The organism is Rhizobium cerradonense (assembly GCF_030182455.1).
GTDB lineage: Bacteria > Pseudomonadota > Alphaproteobacteria > Rhizobiales > Rhizobiaceae > Rhizobium.
In genome coordinates this window covers 1-15,922 of sequence record NZ_JAQJCK010000020.1, presented here as the reverse complement: position 1 = coordinate 15,922, position 15,922 = coordinate 1, and the positions used below count along the sequence as shown (strand labels likewise).

The following is a 15,922-nucleotide window of genomic DNA, read 5'->3' as shown; positions in this document are numbered from 1 at the left end:
ACTTATCGATGACGGAACTGCAGATGAATAGAACGATGCGGGCATGGCTTGCGGTTGCTTTGATGGTCACAGGCACTTCGATGCCAGCGTTTGCCGGCGAGGGAATGTCGGTGGACGTCGTGCATTTCTGGATATCGAAAAGTGAATCTGCAGCGCTCGATGTGTTTCGAAAAGCCTGGACGGCGTCTGGTAATCAGTGGGCTGACATGCCTGCCCAGAACAAGGTCGCCGTCCAGCGCGTTGTCAGCGACCGTATCGCCAATGGGTATCCGCCGGCGGTGATGCAATGGAACGCGAATATCGGATCGCGCGAACTGCCCGAGATGGGAATCGTGCAGGATATCGACGACGTTGCGCAGGCAGATCACTGGCGGGACATCATTCCCGCGACGGTCCTTGAGCGGATATCGTACCAAGGAAAAGTGTACTTCGCGCCGACCAATATTCATGCGGAAAACTGGCTATGGACAAGCAGAAAGATATTCAATGACGCCGGCTTGAGTGTGCCGGCGTCCTGGGATGATATTTTCGCCATCGCCGAAAAGATCAAAGCCGCCGGACATGTTGCGATTGCACTCGGCGGTTCACGGTGGGAAGTGTCCCTCATTTTCAATGACATGATCTATCAGAAGTTCGGACCGGAGGGATATGCACGCCTTATGAGTGGTGACGCGGCCTTGGTCCAGGATCCGCGTATGATCGAGGCACTGGAAATGCTTGCGCGGTTGTCGCAGTATGTGGAGCCGTTCGCCACGCGAAAAGATAAGACCTGGGCAGATGCCACGGCAGCGGTTGGCGCCGGTCAAGCTGGCATGCAGTTCATGGGCGACTGGGCGAAAGGCGAACTTATCGCACGGGGCTATGCGGTCGATAATGACTTCGACTGCACGCTCGTTCCCGGCACCTCAATTGCGTATTTCATGGTCATCGATGCCTTCGCCTTTCCGCTGACGAACCGCGATGGCACGGCAGATGCGCAAAAGGCGTTTGCACGCATGATCCTTGATCGAGACAATCAAGTCGCTTTCAGCCGGATCAAGGGATCTCTTCCGGTTCGCACCGATGTCGATCCGACAGGTCTCGATCGCTGCGGTCAGCTTGGATTGCAAATGATCCGGGCGAAGAAGGGCGAGGTCAGCGCCCAGTCGCAGGCAATGCCGAGCCAGATGTCGGAAGGCTGGATCGGCGTGGTCGGCGACTTCTTTAACAACAAGAACATGTCTCCCAACGAGGCGCAGAAGCGGCTGTACGATATCATGATGCAGCGATAAGCCGGGAGGGTACGGAAGCGCCTGGCTTCTATGATCTCACAAAACGGTCTCGAATAGCGGGATCAAGGCCGCACCGATTGCGCCGGGGGCATCGATGACCTGCGCCACGGCAAGCCTGGGGACGTCGCGCAATACGCCATGCCGAGGCAGATTGTTGAATTCCGTCCGTTCGATAAGCATTCTTGCCAGCGAATGCGGAAGCTCACCGCCAAGGACGATCAAGGCTGGGTCGAAGACCGCGCAGATCGCGTTGATAGCGCGATTGTGGGCCGGGGCGACGCGGTCGACCCATTCCGCAACGCCGTCCCAATCCATCAAGCGCTCGTTTTTCAGGTCCTTCAGCGTCAAATCAACCCGCCCTTTAGCGCGCAGATGTTCAAGCAAGAGGCTGAGTGCGGGGCGCTCCTCGTAGTCCGGACGGTTGAAGAGAACGGAAAATTCGCCGGCGTTACCGAAACTGCCGCGAAACGGCATGCCGCCGGAAACGAGGCCGCCGCCGTAGCCATGCAGATGGGCGATGTAAGCGAAATCGGCTGTATTGCGGCCGACTCCGAAAATTGCTTCGGCTAAAGCGGCGGTTCTGGCGACATTGTCGGCCCAGACCGGCAAGCCGAGTTGCTCTCCAAGCACAGGCGCCAGGTCGATCAATGACCAGTGAGCAAGCGGTAAAGGACAATTGAAGGCCGTGTCCAGCATACGATGGCCTGCGACCGCCAGACCGACACCGAGGACGTTCCGCCGTTTGGCGTCACGGCGGGCAAGAAGCTCTTCGACCGCCGCTTCGATCCGCCCCATCTCCGCGGACAGCGACGATCCGGCCTGCGCGATCTCCATGTGTTCCAGGGGCTCTCCGAAACCCATGAGGCAGAGGCCGATCGTGCCGACATTCACCGAGATGCCGAGGGTCAAGCACCAGTCCCTGCAAAGAGTGAGCTCCGGGCTCGGCGGTCCGGGACGCCGAGTCTCCGATGGAGAAAAGACAATCATCCCTCGATCGTGAAGCCGCGAAACAATCCTATGCAACGATTGCTGGGTCAGATCGAGCGGCTCGGTCAGATCGGAACGCTCTATCCCGGGAGACTTCCAGATCAGTCGCAACAGATCTCGTTCGTTGCGCGACGCAACACGCGCTGGTTGAGTATCCCGCAAAAAATGTGCAGCCACATGGTTTAGAGGAGCGTACTTCATTTTCGCATCATTTTGATTTACACTGCAAGTGTGAAACTTGCCGAGGGAAATGCTCTGCTTCTGTCAAACCGAGGATTGACCCCGTATTTGTAGGTCCTGCTTACCTCATCAAGGTCGGCCAAACCAGCCGAGATGAGGGCATTTTGCGGGACGAGGGGACTATTTCCGGGTGTGGCAGGAGAGGGCGCTTGGCCGGCGGGTTGTGGAAAGGAGAAAGAATCGAGCTGCATGGTATGGTTGAGATCTGAAAATCCAGCGCGCCCCCGCGAGCGTGATTATGGCTTTACGCCGACGCATGAAGGCAGTGACTTCGAATCGATGGTGCAAGCCTTTACGACAGGTTATGGAGTCTTTGACGCGAAGCCGCTGGGCAATGATCGGGCCTTTTCCTGGGCGGCGGATCTAAGAAGAAGTGGAACGCTGACAGCGCTTCATTCGATCTACCGGACTCCCTGGGAAGTTCGAACGCTCGATGAAACTCCCCAACATCTTGCCTTCAATATTCCGCACACCGGATCCTTTCGAGTGAACGTCGGAAAGAGGACGGTCGAAGGTGGACCCGGTCGTATTCTCATGATCAACAACCATGAGGCTGGTGAGCGTGTCGTCCAAGGCGATCCGCACTGCTCGGACGTTCTTTTCCTGGATTGGAAAGTGGTGAGCCGAACGCTTGCATCGCTTGTCGAAGCGCCGATGCTCGAGTCGCTCGACCTCGACCCCGTTCTGGACCTCACAACGCCGGCGGGCAGGCTTGTTGGCAACACGGCGCAAACAATCGTGCAGGGCATGCGCAATGGCGGCCCGCTTCTATCCTCGCCCCTTGCCGTGTCGACGATAAGCGAAACGCTCGCGCTTCTTGTGATCCGATTTGCCCAGCATCGTCTTTCCGGGCATTTGGAAAACAAGAAAGTGCATGGGATCGCACCTTGGCATGTCCGACGCGCTATCGACTATATGCACGCCAATATCGCCGAGCCCTTCACCATGTCGACGGTGGCGGATGAGGTTGGCGTTTCACTTCGCACGCTGCAAATGGGCTTCAAGGCCTTCAGGGGAACCTCGCCGGGCAATTATCTGCGCACAATCAGGCTGCAAGCCGCTCGCAACCAGCTACAAGATCCCCTGAACGAGCAGTCCGTTCACGAGGTTTGTACGACATGGGGCTTCTTCCATCCGGGCAGGTTTTCCGCAGTTTACCGCAGCGTTTTTGGGGAAAGCCCGAGAGATACACGCTTACGAGCCGCGGTTAACTTCTCTGAGGCCGCACAGGTTTTAGGTGCGCAGACGTGAGGGCTACGGCACGCCGCTCGACGATTTCGATCCAGGCTGTTCGAGCCTTGTGAGGCGTCATCGAGGGTGTTGAGACAACGGAAAAATTGGCCGCGCTTAAGGATCTGGGTGGTCACATAGTACAAGGTTATTTCTATTCGCCACCGGTGGGAGAATCCGATATTCGAGAATTTCTGACGAGTAGATGGCGAAAGAAACAACTTGAGTTCGGCTGAATGAATGCGACATCCCTGATTACTTGCATTGCAATGGCAGCACTGCTGTTCGCCCATGACCGCGCCATCGCAGGCTCGGAAAATTGGTCGCAGGATCCGGCCAGTCACTGCAAATTCGTGATCCCAACCTCCTTGACGATCGGGCCTACCTTTTGGACGGGCGACTGCGTTGACGGCAAGGCCTCCGGGGCCGGCATGTTGCGGCGTCGGGACGGTGATCGCATTGGGCCGGCATTCTTCGGGCAGATGCGAGACGGAGTTCCCGAGATCGGTGTTGTCGACCTCGGCGACGGATATCGCGCTGGAAAGTTCAGCGGTGACGACATCGGCGACCAAACCGATCTTGAGCCTCAGGTGAGGATCGACGCATTTCGGATCGCGGCTGACGCCGCGCGGCAGGTCAGCTCCAAATACGCCGCGGAGAAGAATTCCGCTTCCGCAAAACACTACGAAGCCATTGCAAAGACGCTCGACTTTCAGATCGAATGACGAGCTTCCCCTGAAGTCGCGAGCTATCGCGGAAGGTGACCGCGCCGATCGTTCGCAAGTGGCTGTCCCTTATGTTGGCGCCTTGAAATAGTCGACCTTGGTCGGCGAGAGATGGGGCCGGCGTCTGATGATGTCGGACGCCTTCTCGGCGATCATGAAGGTCGTCGCATTGATGTTTGCGCTTGGGATCGAGGGAATGATCGACGCGTCGACGATCCGAACGTTGTCGGTTCCGATCAGACGCAGGTCGAGATCGACCACCGATCGCGGATCGCCCGGCCGTCCCATGCGAGCGGTGCCGCAGGGGTGATAGGAACTCGATGCGTCGGCCCGGATGAACGCTTGCAATTCCTCATCGCTTCGGCAGGCCTCGCCAGGCGCGTCTTCGCGAATGCGGAAAGGAGCGAATGCGGGCTGCGCTAGAATTTCGCGACTGAGCTTGAGGCCTTGCAGCATCTCGAGGCGATCGCGATCGGTTGCGAGATAGTTGGGATCGATGAGCGGCGAATCTGCCGGATTGGACGAACGCAGACGCAGCGATCCCCGGCTTTCCGGACGCATGGGACCGACGCCGAGCCGATATCCGCCTCTCCGGGAATCGGGAATCCAGTTCGGCCCGAAGAAGACAGGAAAAAAGTGAATCTGGAGGTTCGGATGCGTGACCGTCGGCTCGCTGCGGAGGAACGCTCCGACATGGCACTGATTGACCGAGGCGACGCCCTTCTTCAATGCGAACCACTGCATACCTACTGTGACCATCTTGTCGAGCCGGAGGTACTGGTTAAGGCTGTATTTGAGGTCGCATTCCACCTGAATGTGGGTTTCGATATGATCATGCAGATTTTGCCCGAGGCTCGGAGAGTCCAGGCGAACGTCGATGCCGAGTCGCCTCAAATCGTCGGCGGGACCGACCCCTGACAGCATCAGGATTTGCGGGCTTCCGAATGTCCCTGCGCTGACGATCACTTCTTGTGAAACATGCACATCCGAGATCTGACCGTTGCGTCTGATCCGGACGCCGGTTGCCCGCGATCCTTGGAAAAGGATTTGCAGAACCTGGCAATCCGTCCGGACGTGCAGGTTCTTTCTGGAGGGCTGCGAATGAAGGTAGGATTCTGACGAGCTGGACCGGACGCCCTGGTTGACGCTGATATCGAACCGGCCCACACCTTCCTGTCGGAATCCGTTGAAGTCCGAGACCTCCTCGTAGCCCGCCTGACGGCCAGCATCCAGAAACGCTTTGTTGAGCTCGCCGAGTTCCTTCTGCTGCTTGATCTTGACGTTGCCTTGCGAGGACCGGAACGGTTCCGTTCCCGCGTCCAGGCGCTCCACGCGCTTGAAGTAAGGAAGGCAATCGGCAAAGGACCAGCCATCGCAGCCGTCGTGTGCAGCCCAGTCGTCGAAGTCCTTGGGATTGCCGCGCAGAAAAACCATGCCGTTGATCGAAGACGAACCACCCAGAACGCGGCCTCGCGGCTGATCGATTTCGCGGTTGTTCAGGTGTGGCTGCGGAACGGTCTTGAACCAGTAATTATATTTGCTCGTCGGCTTGAACGCCGAGCGCAGTCCTGCGGGCATCCGGATGATCCAGTTGCGGTCTGTCGGGCCGGCTTCCAGCAGAAGAACCGATGCGGTTCCGTCTTCGCTGAGGCGATTGGCAAGCACGCATCCGGCAGTTCCCGCGCCGATAATGATATAGTCGTACCCCTTGGACGGCGATGCTATCACGGTCAATCTTCCTTCCCTCTATCAGCTATGCCGTCTTCCGGCGTGTTTGCCCGTGCTCTGTGCCGCCTCATCAGGGTCAGCATCGTAGATGCCTCAGCCGGTGCGGCTGCAGCAGCAGGTCTTTCAAAACCGTCATTCTTCGGGAATTCCCGTCAGTACCAGCCGTCAGCCATCGAGGCTTTGCGTCTCGCCATGAAGTCGCAAAGGGCCTCGTCAACGGCGACGTCGAGCGGCGGCGCCTCGTAGGCTTCGAGCGTTCGTTTCCATTGGCGATTGGCGCGGGTAGCGATATCTGTCGATCCGCCTTCCTCGCTCCATTTCTCGAAGGGTTCGTTGTCCGAAAGCGTCGAATCCCAGAAGGCGGTCTGGTAATTCCGCATCGTATGGGCCGAACCCAGGAAATGGCTGCCGGGGCCGACCTCTTCGAAGGCATCGAAGGCGAGCGTATTGTCGTCGACCGTGACGCCTGCGAGATAGGAATGCAGCGCGCCGCACAGGTCAGCGTCCATCACGAACTTCTCGTAGGACATGGCGAGAAGCCCATCCAGGAAACCGGCCGAATGCAGGATGAAGTTCGCCCCGCAGTGGATGGCGGACAGCATGGACATCAGGCCTTCCTGCATGGCTTGGCCATCAGGCAATTTGGAATTGGTGAAATTGCCTGCGCAGCGCAGGGGCAGTTTCAGTCGTCTTGCAAGCTGACCGACGACCGTGGAGCCGATCGCCGGTTCCGGCGTGCCGAAGGTGGGAGACCCGGAGCGCAGCGACATGGAGGAAAGGAAGTTGCCGAAAATGACCGGAGCGCCCTTGCGTTCAAGCTGTGTGAGCGCGCAGCCCGCCAGCGTCTCGGCATAGGATTGGGCAATCGCTCCCGCATTGGTGACGGGGCCCATCGCCCCGCCAAGGATGAAGGGCACGATGACGGCCGCCTGATTGGCACGGGCATAGGCCCGCAGCGATTTCGTCATCGTGCCGTCCCAGACCAGTGGAGAGTTGACGTTGACATTGCCGAGGATGACGCAGTTCTGGTCGACAAAGTCGGCGCCGAAGAGAATGCGCGTCATTTCGATCGAATCTTCGGCTCGCTCTTCTGCCGTGACGGAACCCATGAAGGGGCGGTCGGAATATTTGATGTGGCTATAGACCATGTCGAGATGGCGCTTGTTGACAGGCACGTCGACCGGCTCGCAGATCGTTCCGCCGGAATGGTGCAGCCAGGGGCTCGCCTGGGCGAGCTTGATGAAGTTGCGGAAGTCCTCGATCGTGCCGTAGCGGCGGCCCTTGTCGAGATCCATGACGAAGGGCGAGCCGTAGGCGGGCGAGAAAACGACCTTGTCGCTTCCGATCTGGACGCTGTTGGCGGGATTGCGGGCGTGCTGCGTGAATTCATGCGGAGCCGAAGCGACGATCTCGCGCAGCATGCCGGGTTCGAATTTGACGCGGACGCCGTCGACATCAGCTCCGGCCCGCTTCCAGTGATCGATTGCTGCCGGATCGTCACGGAATTCGATGCCGATCTCCGCGAGGATGCGATCGGCCGTCCGTTCGATCTTCTGGAGATTTTCCTCCGAAAGGATGTCGTAGGTCGGAATATTGCGAACGACATAGGGAACGCCGTGCGGCTTCGAGCCGCCATCGCGCCGCGCGGATCGACCGCTGCGTCCGCGTCTGCCGGCCTTTTCGTCAATTGCTGCTTCGGCCATATCCGCCTCCATAATCCGAATAGAGGCTAGGTCGACTTCGATGTTCTGTAACGCTGGAAAAAACTTGGCCTTTGTATAAACTGAGCTTATGGAAACCTTTAGAAGGCTTTTGCCATCAGCCTCGGCGCTGATCATCTTCGAAGCTGCCGGGCGGCACCAGAATTTCAGCCGGGCCGCCGTGGAACTCGGCATGACCCAGGCGGCCGTGTCGTTTGCCGTCAGGAAACTTGAGGATCAGCTTGGCGTGCCTCTCTTCCATCGCGGGCATCGCAATGTAGAACTGACCGACATAGGCGAGCGCTTCCACGCGGATGTGACCGTCGGACTATCGCGCATACAGAAATCGGCGGAAGACATTCGAACGAAAGGACGTGAATCGAACGTCACGCTGGCGGCGTCGACCGCCTTCGGTTCCATGTGGATGCTGCCGCGCCTGGCGCGTCTGCGGGCCGACCTTCCGGATATCGACCTGCGTATCCAGACCAGCATGCGCGACCTTGATTTGGATGAGGAGCCGATCCCGCTCGGCGTGCGCGGTGGTGACCCGGCAAACTGGCCGCGTTATCACTCCGCCATGCTCGCCGCGGAGATCGTCTTTCCCGTTGCCAGTCCCGGCTTCGTCGAAAAACGCGGACGTCCGGAGCGTCCGGAAGACCTCTTGTCGCTGCCATTGATTCATCTCGAAGAGCCGGTCAGAGCCGCCTGCGACTGGTCCGAATGGTTCGCCAGCGCGGGCGTGCGATACTCTGCCCAGCCTCGGCGACTGGCAATCAACGACTACGTGCTCGTCATGCAGGCTGTTCTAGCTGGCGAAGGCGTAGCGCTTGGATGGCAGCACCTGATCGAAGAGCAGCTTGCCTCAGGAGCATTGGTCGCCGTTGGCGGACATGTCCTGAACACCAATCTGGCGTTTCATGTCGTTTGGCCGAAATCGCGGGAACTGAACACCCCGGCGCGGCGAGTACGTGACTGGCTGGTCGAGGAGGGAAGACGCAGCCGCGAGGAAAGCAGGGCGCGTCCCGGTCCGCAATAGCGACGGCCACTGGCGCAAAAGCTGACCTTCGCTAAGAAGTGTGGCGCTCGCCTCGGTCGAGTGATCGAGGCAAGCCAAAGGCGTCAGCGATCTTGGAGGCTTACCTCATCTTACGCTGCCAGGACTCCATTCTTCTTGGCAGTCCAGGTTGCGATATAGTCCATCAATGCGGGTGACAGGCAATCGTAAGGTTCGAGCCCAAGGTCTTTGAGGCTCGTGCGGACCTCATCCATTTTGCTGGGATCGAAACCACTTTCGATGATCGAGGACACGAAGGCGGCGAAGCCGGGCTCCGACCAACCGCTCTCCTCGAAGCGCTCCGGATGGATGAACGAAAGGCCTTTGAAGGGATGGTCGCGTTCCACGGGACCATACATGTGGACACCGCACTTCTGGCATGCATGTCGCTGGATAAGGGCGTTCGGGTCGACGACAGCGAGTTTGTCGCCATTTTCCTGAATCTCAACGGTCTCGGTAGGAGCCACCGCAACGATCGAAAAATTCGCGCCAGTTGGTTTCCAGCATTTCGTGCACCCACAGGCATGATTGTGGGCGATATCACCCTTTATCCTGATGCGGACGGGATTTGTGGTGCACTCGCAGACCAATGTGCCTCCCGAAAACGATGAGCCGCTTTTGCGAAGACCGCCATCCACATGGGGATGTATTCCGATGCTTGCCATCAGTGCTTCCTCCTAAATTGCCGGACCCCATGCCCGGCTTCCTGAACATCGAGGCGGCGGATCAGGGAATGAGCCGATCCGCGGGCCACTTCAAATGGTCTTTCATGAATGTCGAGATGAAGCCGTAGGAGTGGCCATAACCCTCCTGCGTGCACAGGGTCGGCCCGACAACCCGCGCCGGCGCGCGATCGCTCCAGTCGCGGTCAGGGATTTGCCCCCAACCGCTCGACCGTTACCGATGGGAATGTGCCGATCTCCCGACTACAATTCGACGGCGTAGTAGGTGAAGCCGCCCTCGTCCTTGCCGACGCCGGAAATCGCCTCGTTGATTTTCTCGATCGGCCAAACCATCGGCGACATGACCGACAGATCGATGATCCCCGCTTCGACCATGGCGGCGATCTCCATCCCTTCGGCCGCCGTGAACCAGACCGAGCCAATCAATTCCATTTGCTCGTCCATCCACCATTTGACGTCCACGGGGAGCTCGCCGGAGGTGCCACCGATGTTCACGATGCGGCCCCCGCGCTTGACGCCACCCATCGCATCCAACATGGATTCGAGCGGCGCTTTCGCCCCAAGCGTGTCGAGCATCAGATCGGCGCCGCTGCCGTTGGTCTGTTTCTTGACGAAGGCTCCGGAGGATCCATTGGCATTGGAAAACGTCATGATCCTGTCGGGTGCGATCGCCCTCAGCCTCTCGAGCAGCTTCTCGCCTCTGGCGACGGCATAGATTTTGGCAACTCCCATCGCCAGAGCGAACAGTGTTGCGCCGAGGCCCAAGGTTCCGGTTGCGCCGTTGATGATCAGCGTTTTGCCCATCAGAGGGCTGCACTTTTTCAACGCTGCGTAGGACGTTCCGAGGTAGCCCATACGGGACCCCTGCACGAAACTCATATTGTCGGGAATTTTGACGATCTGCGCCTGGGGAGCGAGCATATATTCGCCGAAGCCGCCATACGGATAGCGTGCGAACATTTCCAAGCTCTTGGGATTATAGCCAAAATAGCCGCCGAGCGTCCAATATTCGCAAGCTTGCGGCTTTCCCGACGAGCAATGATGGCAAGCCCCGCAGAAGCGCCCCGGATTAACATATACGCGATCGCCTGGCTTAACGCTGACGACCTGCGGACCTACCTCATGGACGATCCCGCTGGGATCGAGGCCGTGAATTGCGGGGCGCGGCGGCAGCGGCATTTGCGGATACCACGTCTCCCAATTCGCCAGGACGTTCCCAAGGTTCGGCACCATTCCGCAAGCCTTTACCCGGACAACAACATCGCTTCCGGTCGCGACGGGGCGCTCGACCTCGTCGATGCTCATCGGTTGGCCTACCGCATGCAGCCGCGCAGCACGCATCGTATTCATAACCATCCTCCCATTCTCAAAAAATGCATCGTATTGACATTCGATATAGATTGTGAATACCGTTTGGTATCCGAAAAGGCAAGCGAAGAAAGCCACAATTTTTCTCGCAACCAAGGAAAATGGAGACGCCAGGGCGTCCAAGGAGGAGCAAATGCATATCGATCTAGCTGAGTGGCTCCGCCTCCTCTGCGGCATCTGGTTCTTGCCGCACCTGATCGGAAAGGGGCTCCACTACGAGAAGGCGGCCGGAACATTCGAGAGTGCAGGTTTTCGTCCCGCCAAGCTGTTCGTCGGCATTACTATGGCGATGGAAGCCGTCGCCGCGATCGGTCTCGTTTTTTCGATCTATCCGCGCATAGCCGCTATCGTCGGCGCGCTTGTCATGCTTGGTGCAGCTTACGCGATTGTGAAAATCAACGGCCCAAATTGGCGCTGGCAGAAGATGGGGCCGGAATATCCGATCTTCTGGGCGCTCATTTGTTTGCTATTGGCTATTGTATGATCATTGCATTTTGAGGTACGCGTCAGTTTCCAGATACTGAACGAACAGGAAATGCAAATGGCACGGCTGACACGTGAGCAAAGTCAGGCAAGGACGAAGGAAAAGCTCCTCGAGTCTGCTTACGAAGTTATGGCCCGGTTTGGTTACGCGGGAGCGTCGATTGAGCGCATCGCGGAAGAGGCCGGCTATTCGAAGGGCGCTTTCTATTCGAACTTCACCAACAAGGAAGACATCTTCCTTCAGCTCCTCGCCGGAAATGCAGGCGGGGACGTGGTCGAACTCACCGATCTTCTGGGGAAATACGACGATCCGATGCAATTGATCGACGTGTTGGCAAATTGGGCCAACAACCGCGGAGATGATCGCAAGTGGGGTATGCTCGCAATTGAGCTTTTGAGAATGGCCCAGCACGACAAGACGCTTGGCGATCGTCACATCAAGCTTTTCCGTGATCAGTGGGAAGGTGTGGGTGAAATCCTGATACGCAAACTTGATCTCACGATGCGGTCGCCGGCAACCCCATTCTACGTCGGCGGTATCGTCCTTGAGCTGACCTATGGCGGTATTTCGAGCTTCCTGAAGGACGGCGCGCCGGGTGACATGGTGCGGATCGTCCTCGGGGCGATGTACCGCTCTTCGCAAGAAGCGAAATCGATCTCCGGCGTAAACTAAGCCACGCGGCCTCTTCTCAGTTTTAGGCGGTTCCATCGCGCGTCCCGTCCGAACGCCCTCAAGGCATTCGGGCAGGACGCGGTGTGCTCTTACACTTCCCCTGGCCGGCCAACCAATTCTCCGACTTGACAGCAAAAATTATTTCGAAGACTATTTTGAATTCGAAAACTGTATGGTATGTGAAGTCTATATGGTATCTTGGTCAAAATGACCACGCCGTTGAGGAGCGGCGGTCAAGGGAGGGGAAAATGAATCAACCTGCATCCACCATGGCCTAAGGGCATTCGCGGACATCGCAACGCGCGCTAGATCGCGTGCGATCTTCGTTTCACTCGGTAATAATCGGAAAAGCTCAAATGCTAGGGTTCGGCAACTCCCCGCAGGAGATCATGGCCGCGTCTGTGCTTGCCTTCATTGCAGGTACGGCGGTGGTTTCGGCATTCATGCGATGGCGGAAAGCCATACTGGCCACCGACCTTCTGATGCCGGTTTCGTTTCTGGCTGCCTATTGGTTCGTCTACAACAAGATACCCGCATTCCCTCCGGTCGGTGCGGTCAACAAGATTTTCTATATCGCCCTATTGGGCACCTTTGTCGGCATTGTCCTGGAATTCAGCGGGCTGCGGCGTCTCGGAAAGATGCTCGTATTGCTCCAACCTATCGCGGCAGCCCTCTATATCGGCCAGCCGATCCTGGGCGCAGCGCCGTTGGAGGTTCTGTTCGCGGCGATTGCGGGCTTAGCCGTCATGGCGTTCGTTCTCTTCGGGAATGGAGAAGCTAGCGATGACGATGTCAGGCGGGGCGGCGGTGTTGCGGTGCTTGCATTGGGCTTTGCCCCCATCGCCTTGCTTGGCGCGTCGTCTTCCACTTTTCAGCTTTGCCTCCTTTATGCAGCCGCCTCCTTCGGAGTTCTGGTTCTGCATGTGACCAAGCCCGCCTTTCGCTTCGGGCCTGTATCCTATCTGGGAGGTCTTGGAGGGCTGCTATCGGTCGCAGACACCGTCGTCCTGGTTACCCGCAAGACCGATTTGGTTGCTCTTGCTGTGCTTGCCTTGTCTGTCGTGCTCCCGCCGCTCGTTTCGGAACGCGTATGCCGTCGGATCGGCATTTCAAAGCCCTTTGCCCGTCTCGTTGTCTACATCACGTTCGCCGTCGCGCCGGCCGTATTGGCGGCACTGGTGGCGTTCCTGAACTACGGCACGGATTTCCCTGTTTAACTGAGGAGGAAGATGGAAATGAAAAAACGACTTGCAGCACTCTTGCTTTCAGCGCCGCTGCTGACGCTGGCGGGAAACCCCGCATGGGCAACGAAGTTCGACATTGATCCCGTACATTCCGGGATAGCATTCTATATCGACCATCTGGGCTTTTCCCGCGTTATCGGCGTGGCAAAGGAGTTTTCCGGAGCCTTCGATTTCGATTCCGCGAAACCGGATGCCAGCAGTCTCGCCGTCAAGGTAAGCGTTGCGGGAATATCAACCAACAACAAGCAGCGCGACGGCGACATCCAGGGGGCCGATTGGTTCAATGCTACGGAGTTTCCGGAAATCACATTCGTCGGCAAAGAATTCAAGAAAACGACCGATACGACAGGCCAAATTGTCGGAGATCTCACCATCGCGGGTGTGACGAAGCCCGCAACCCTGGATGTGACGTTCAACAAGGAAGGCCAGAATCCTTGGGACAAGAGCCATGTCGTAGGCTTCAGCGCAACGACGAAAGTGAAGCGAAGCGATTTTGGGATGAAGGCTGCACTTGGCATGATCGGCGATGAGGTCGATCTGGTGATCCAAGTTGAAGGCCGTGAGCATCAGGGCTGATCACGATAGGTTCAGGGATTTTCGACCATTCATAAATGCGGGGCACCGTCGGCTGAAAATCGGCGGTGCCTTTTTTCATGGCGATGCATGGAGAAGGCCGAGATCAGTAGCCGACCAATCGTTGAATTTCAGATACTTTTTAGTATGCAAATTCTTTTTGGTATGTTAAATGCGATTTGTCTGGGACCGCAGCAACGCGCCGTATAGCTGCCTTCAGATCAAACGAGGAGGATATTAATCATGGACGTACGCGCCGCCGTAGCCGTTGCCGCCGGTAAACCGCTGGAAGTCATGACCGTTCAGCTCGAAGGCCCGAAGGCCGGCGAGGTGCTGATCGAGGTCAAGGCGACCGGCATCTGCCACACCGACGATTTCACCCTGTCGGGCGCCGATCCGGAGGGCCTGTTTCCGGCGATCCTCGGCCATGAGGGCGCCGGCATCGTCGTCGATGTCGGCCCGGGGGTGACCTCGGTCAAGAAGGGCGATCATGTCATTCCGCTTTATACGCCCGAATGCCGCGAATGTTATTCCTGCCTCAGCCGCAAGACCAATCTCTGCACCGCGATCCGCGCCACGCAAGGCCAAGGCCTGATGCCGGACGGCACCTCGCGCTTTTCGATCGGCAAGGACAAGATCCATCACTATATGGGCTGCTCGACCTTCGCCAATTTCACCGTGCTGCCGGAGATTGCCGTCGCCAAGGTCAATCCCGACGCTCCCTTCGACAAGATCTGCTATATCGGCTGCGGCGTGACCACCGGCATCGGTGCGGTCATCAACACCGCCAAGGTGGAGATCGGCTCGACGGCGATTGTCTTCGGTCTCGGCGGCATCGGCCTCAATGTCCTGCAGGGCCTGAAGCTTGCCGGCGCCGACATGATCATCGGTGTCGACATCAACAACGACCGCAAGGCCTGGGGCGAGAAATTCGGCATGACGCATTTCGTCAATCCGAAGGAGGTCGGCGACGACATCGTGCCTTATCTCGTCAATCTGACGAAGCGCAATGGCGACCTCATCGGCGGGGCCGACTACACCTTCGACTGCACCGGCAACACCAAGGTGATGCGCCAGGCGCTGGAATCGTCGCACCGCGGCTGGGGCAAGTCGGTCATCATCGGCGTTGCCGGCGCCGGCCAGGAAATCTCGACCCGTCCGTTCCAGCTTGTGACCGGTCGCAACTGGATGGGCACGGCCTTTGGCGGCGCCCGTGGCCGCACCGACGTTCCGAAGATCGTCGACTGGTACATGCAGGGCAAGATCCAGATCGACCCGATGATCACCCACACCATGCCGCTCGAGGACATCAACAAGGGCTTCGACATGATGCACAAGGGCGAAAGCATCCGCGGCGTCGTGGTCTATTAAAATGGTTGCAAAGTAAAAATCGATTTAAGAAGTCCTGAGTGCGACAAAAACCTGCAAATTTACGCCTCCGTGCACTAGACAAAATGGATTCGGTTTGCTCGTTTTCGCCACCCATTTGGTCTTTTCACCATCGACGGGGATTGGGATAGAGGAGCCGGCTACGCCGGAAGTTCAGCAATGATGAAATTTGGATCTCCCAGGGAAACGGCCCCTGGAGAGTTGAGGGTAGCTCTGACACCAGAGGCCGCTCTTCAGCTCCAGAAACTCGGTTACGAGTGCGTCATCGAAACCGGCGCTGGAAAAGCGGCCGGATTTTCGGACGAGGCGTATCGTGGCGTGGGTGTCACGGTGGTCGACAGCGCGGCTTTGCTCTACGAGACATCCGACGTCATTGCCAAGGTCCGTCCGCCCGAAGCCGCAGAGGTCGATCGGCTGGCACCGGGTAAGACGCTGATCTCCTTCTTCTACCCGGCACAGAACAAGGACCTTCTCGATCAGGCCAGGTCCAGCGGAGCGACCGTCATCGCCATGGACATGGTGCCGCGCATCAGCCGAGCCCAGAAGATGGATGCCCTGTCGTCGATGGCCAATA

General features: G+C 58.1%; 14 protein-coding genes and 1 pseudogene. 10 read left to right on the top strand and 5 right to left on the bottom strand.

All coding sequences use genetic code 11. The annotated features are described in order from the left end of the window. Positions 1–23: 23 nt before the first annotated feature. Positions 24–1,271: an ABC transporter substrate-binding protein gene (locus PH547_RS28560; RefSeq protein WP_483315589.1), complete on the top strand. Its 1,248-nt coding sequence runs from the start codon at positions 24–26 to the stop codon at positions 1,269–1,271. A 36-nt stretch (positions 1,272–1,307) separates the two neighbouring features. On the opposite strand, the gene PH547_RS28555 is transcribed toward PH547_RS28560, so the two are convergent. Beyond that, entirely contained in the window at positions 1,308–2,459 is a 1,152-nt protein-coding gene (locus PH547_RS28555; RefSeq protein ID WP_285170049.1) for an ROK family transcriptional regulator, read from the bottom strand. Between the two features lie 237 nt (positions 2,460–2,696). Between PH547_RS28555 and PH547_RS28550 the strand changes: the two genes are divergently transcribed. Both PH547_RS28550 and PH547_RS28545 read left to right on the top strand, forming a co-directional pair. Further along, the gene (locus PH547_RS28550) at positions 2,697–3,749 is read left to right on the top strand and encodes an AraC family transcriptional regulator (protein ID WP_483315591.1); all 1,053 of its coding nucleotides are present in this window, start codon (positions 2,697–2,699) and stop codon (positions 3,747–3,749) included. Between the two features lie 248 nt (positions 3,750–3,997). After that, positions 3,998–4,453 carry a hypothetical protein gene (locus PH547_RS28545; RefSeq protein ID WP_285170100.1) on the top strand — a complete coding sequence of 152 codons (456 nt, stop codon included), beginning with the start codon at positions 3,998–4,000 and terminating at the stop codon, positions 4,451–4,453. Positions 4,454–4,522: 69 nt separating this feature from the next. Here the strand turns inward: PH547_RS28545 and PH547_RS28540 are convergent, their stop codons facing one another. Beyond that, entirely contained in the window at positions 4,523–6,181 is a 1,659-nt protein-coding gene (locus tag PH547_RS28540) for a choline dehydrogenase (protein ID WP_285170099.1), read from the bottom strand. Positions 6,182–6,333: 152 nt separating this feature from the next. After that, entirely contained in the window at positions 6,334–7,884 is a 1,551-nt protein-coding gene (locus PH547_RS28535) for a trimethylamine methyltransferase family protein (protein ID WP_285170047.1), read from the bottom strand. Positions 7,885–7,972: 88 nt separating this feature from the next. Here PH547_RS28535 and PH547_RS28530 point away from each other — a divergent pair, with 88 nt between their 5' ends. After that, a complete protein-coding gene (locus PH547_RS28530; protein WP_285170046.1) occupies positions 7,973–8,917 on the top strand; it encodes a LysR substrate-binding domain-containing protein in 945 nt (314 codons plus the stop codon). A gap of 110 nt (positions 8,918–9,027) precedes the next feature. On the opposite strand, the gene gfa is transcribed toward PH547_RS28530, so the two are convergent. Further along, the gene (gfa, locus tag PH547_RS28525; RefSeq protein WP_283052300.1) at positions 9,028–9,600 is read right to left on the bottom strand and encodes an S-(hydroxymethyl)glutathione synthase; all 573 of its coding nucleotides are present in this window, start codon (positions 9,598–9,600) and stop codon (positions 9,028–9,030) included. A gap of 261 nt (positions 9,601–9,861) precedes the next feature. Next, positions 9,862–10,968 (bottom strand): alcohol dehydrogenase catalytic domain-containing protein, encoded by a 1,107-nt coding sequence (locus PH547_RS28520; RefSeq protein ID WP_285170045.1) that lies wholly within the window; start codon positions 10,966–10,968, stop codon positions 9,862–9,864. 151 nt (positions 10,969–11,119) lie between these two features. Between PH547_RS28520 and PH547_RS28515 the strand changes: the two genes are divergently transcribed. The 6 genes and pseudogenes from PH547_RS28515 to PH547_RS28490 form a co-directional block, all read left to right on the top strand. Continuing rightward, positions 11,120–11,470, top strand: a complete 351-nt coding sequence (locus PH547_RS28515) for a DoxX family protein (RefSeq protein ID WP_285170044.1) — start codon at positions 11,120–11,122, stop codon at positions 11,468–11,470. A gap of 66 nt (positions 11,471–11,536) precedes the next feature. Further along, a complete protein-coding gene (locus PH547_RS28510; protein ID WP_483315590.1) occupies positions 11,537–12,142 on the top strand; it encodes a TetR/AcrR family transcriptional regulator in 606 nt (201 codons plus the stop codon). A 389-nt stretch (positions 12,143–12,531) separates the two neighbouring features. Next, positions 12,532–13,359: a hypothetical protein gene (locus PH547_RS28505; RefSeq protein ID WP_285170043.1), complete on the top strand. Its 828-nt coding sequence runs from the start codon at positions 12,532–12,534 to the stop codon at positions 13,357–13,359. A gap of 18 nt (positions 13,360–13,377) precedes the next feature. Further along, positions 13,378–13,962 (top strand): YceI family protein, encoded by a 585-nt coding sequence (locus tag PH547_RS28500; RefSeq protein ID WP_104827956.1) that lies wholly within the window; start codon positions 13,378–13,380, stop codon positions 13,960–13,962. Positions 13,963–14,202: 240 nt separating this feature from the next. Beyond that, a complete protein-coding gene (locus tag PH547_RS28495; protein WP_285170042.1) occupies positions 14,203–15,330 on the top strand; it encodes an S-(hydroxymethyl)glutathione dehydrogenase/class III alcohol dehydrogenase in 1,128 nt (375 codons plus the stop codon). A gap of 180 nt (positions 15,331–15,510) precedes the next feature. After that, positions 15,511–15,922, top strand: a pseudogene (locus tag PH547_RS28490) (Re/Si-specific NAD(P)(+) transhydrogenase subunit alpha); the annotation flags it as partial.